Origin of the sequence: Flavobacterium terrae (genome assembly GCF_900142035.1) — a bacterium.
In the GTDB taxonomy this organism is placed as follows: domain Bacteria; phylum Bacteroidota; class Bacteroidia; order Flavobacteriales; family Flavobacteriaceae; genus Flavobacterium; species Flavobacterium terrae.
This window is the reverse complement of sequence record NZ_FQZI01000015.1, coordinates 1-2,658: the sequence shown is the minus strand read 5'-3', so window position 1 is coordinate 2,658 and position 2,658 is coordinate 1. Positions and strand designations below refer to the sequence as shown.

The window sequence follows — 2,658 nt, the reverse complement described above, 5'->3', positions numbered from 1 at the left end:
CTGTCAAAATTCCAAGCCCTGCAAGTCTATTTTCTGATTTCATTTTATCGTCTGTTTATGTTTGGTACGTTGTCTCTTTGGGTTGCACATAACGTTCTCGCGCTACAAGCAGTTTGGGGCTAAATCAGCGTTATCTTTCGGATTTGCCAAATCATCCCAAATACAAAACCAACTTTCCATTAAGCCAATTGCCCAAATTGCTTGTAGCGTGTGTTGGCGGTTCGGTTTTTCTAAAGTTCAAAATTATGGCTTACATCTTTGTTTTCGTTTTCAGAAATTTTTATTTTTTTTATGTAAATTTTTCCATCATTTTCTAAAATGTCATAACTACTTTTTCTGTTTTTAGATTTTATGAGGACATAATAGACGCCAGGTTTTACATTTAATGAATAATTACCACTTCCGTCTACGGTTTTTTTAGGTAAATCATCATCAAGTTTTAAAATTTGCATATATAAATCTGTTGATATTTTTGCAGATTTTTCAGGTGTTTCAGACTTATATAATGTAATTTGTTCCATTTGTCTGTCCATATCCTTTTTTGCGTCTGCCATTCCTTTTTGAAATCTTTCGTTATCTTCAGCATACTTTTTTTTGCCTTCAGTTTTTTTGAAAGCTTCTAAATATTTTTCATATCTGGCTTGTGAACTAAAATATAAATTTTGATAAGTTTTACCATAATAATAGTTTTCGTAAAGTTTATAATCAAAGGTTTTAACTTTTGCACTATCAATTATTGTAACAGAAGCTCCAATGTCTGTTTTGTTACCTTGATATTCATTAAAATAATATGTTACAACTCCGCTAATTGTTGTTTGAGAGAAACCTAAATAAGTAAAGCTTAAAAGTAAGATTGTAAGTATATTTTTCTTCATTATTTATGTTTTAAAATGGTGAGATTAGATATTGGTTGAATTCTTTTACTTTGTCTTTTATTAGATTCTCAATTTCAGTTTTAGAATAATTTTCGTTTTTTTCTAAAAACTCATTTGATTTTGAAATAAGTTCGTCAGTTAAACTTTTAAAAATCGGTGTGAAGTTTGTAGCATTATTTTGTTTAGCTAGTAAACCTTTACTATTATCAAAAACATCAATATATTTTTGCTTATGTTCATTAAAAATAATATTTAATTCTTTCTCAATTTCTTTCATTTCTATTTGTTTTTTTTATTGTGATTTTCTGTTCGTCGCGGTAAACTGACCGCCAACGGTTTGGCGCTTGGCGAAGAAGCGGATTTCGAAGCATTAAACTGTCTACCAGTACAAAACTTGATACGAAGCACAAAGCTTCATTTAAGCACTGAACCCGCTTTTTTGCCAAACGCCTGTTATAGCCAGTTTTTATTTCTGTCAGCATGGTTTTCGTCCGAAATTTATTCCACCACGTTCTTCCAAAGTTAAAATCTGTCCGGTCACGTGTTGGGGTTGTTGTCTTACAATTTGTTCAAGTCCGTATGACTTCAAAGTTATTTGTCCCTGCTGCAATTCTATTGTCCACTCGTAAACAAACTTATTTTTTTCTTGCTCAGTTTTGCTTTTTAAATAAAGGTCGGCAATTTCCATGAGGTCAAGACAACCACCATATGTTTTGAAGTCAATATGCAAGTCAAAACAGTCTTTAAAAATTAGTGTGCAAGGAGCAACCCAAAATGTAAATGTCTGTGCTGGTGGAATTGGATGAACCCATTTAAAAATATAATCTAAGTCAAGCAAGAAGTCTGCTGCCCAATTGTCTTCGCTTTTTTCAATTGTCAGCCCATAAATGTTTGCGTCATGCCAACCCATTTCTTCAAAGTCGTCATGTGTCCAGATAATTTTGTCAAGTTTATATGTTTCTGTTTGTTCTGTCATTTTCGGTCGTCCTAAAATTGGCTATAACGTTCCGCGGCTTGGCGCAGTAGCGACTGCGTGAACGATTATTTTCTTGCTAAGATAGATTTTCCAGCGGAAAATCGAACGTGTTTTTTATTGATTTTTAGCTATTGAGCCAAACCGCTGTTAGCTGCTGTACCTTTTTACTTCAGCGCAACATTTCTGCATTCTTTTCTGAGCGCTGCTAAGTATTTAGACTTTTTTGGATTATGAGTTGAGTTTAAAATTGGTTGAAAATGTTTAATCAAATCTCTTTCAATATAATCAATGTTTTTTTCTGCTTTTAAATAATTGAACAAAAGATTTTCATTCATCCAATTAATAATTTTTATTGAGTCACTTTGGTTAAATTTATAATTGTTTGAATTCGATTTTCCAATTAGTGAACCTTTTGGCGGTTTCAAATTTATTAAAGCTCCAATTCCTCGGAAAAATGTTCCATGACGCTTTCCTCGACATTCTTCATCTAAGCGTTTTTTTAAACTTTGGCTCGCTTTTCCAACATAAATTATTGTGGAATCTTGATTTTCAATTTCTTCTCTAAGTTGTTTAGGAAGAATAGAAATGTCTTTTATTTTTATCGCATAAATTCCTGGAAAATTTAGATTACAATTCTCTAAATTTTTTAATGATTTGAAATTTTCGTCGTTAAAGATTTCTTTCATTTATGCAGTTTTTTTGGTATTGCAGCTAACGTCCCGCCGGCTTTGTGAAGGCGGGGATTTTTGTTACTGATGTTTACAAATATACCGAAAAGTTTGAAAGAAAAAACTTGAAATAGAGTAG

The 2,658-nt window shown here is 32.0% G+C and carries 4 protein-coding genes; all 4 read right to left on the bottom strand.

What is annotated here, in order from left to right; translation table 11 throughout:
• Positions 1-230 precede the first annotated feature (230 nt).
• Positions 231-875: a hypothetical protein gene (locus BUC09_RS14565; protein WP_073312316.1), complete on the bottom strand. Its 645-nt coding sequence runs from the start codon at positions 873-875 to the stop codon at positions 231-233.
• A gap of 10 nt (positions 876-885) precedes the next feature.
• The gene (locus tag BUC09_RS14560; protein WP_073312315.1) at positions 886-1,152 is read right to left on the bottom strand and encodes a hypothetical protein; all 267 of its coding nucleotides are present in this window, start codon (positions 1,150-1,152) and stop codon (positions 886-888) included.
• 198 nt (positions 1,153-1,350) lie between these two features.
• Positions 1,351-1,851, bottom strand: coding sequence for a hypothetical protein (locus BUC09_RS14550; RefSeq protein ID WP_073312313.1), 501 nt, complete (start codon positions 1,849-1,851; stop codon positions 1,351-1,353).
• Between the two features lie 164 nt (positions 1,852-2,015).
• Positions 2,016-2,537: a GIY-YIG nuclease family protein gene (locus BUC09_RS14545; protein WP_073312312.1), complete on the bottom strand. Its 522-nt coding sequence runs from the start codon at positions 2,535-2,537 to the stop codon at positions 2,016-2,018.
• Positions 2,538-2,658 lie beyond the last annotated feature (121 nt).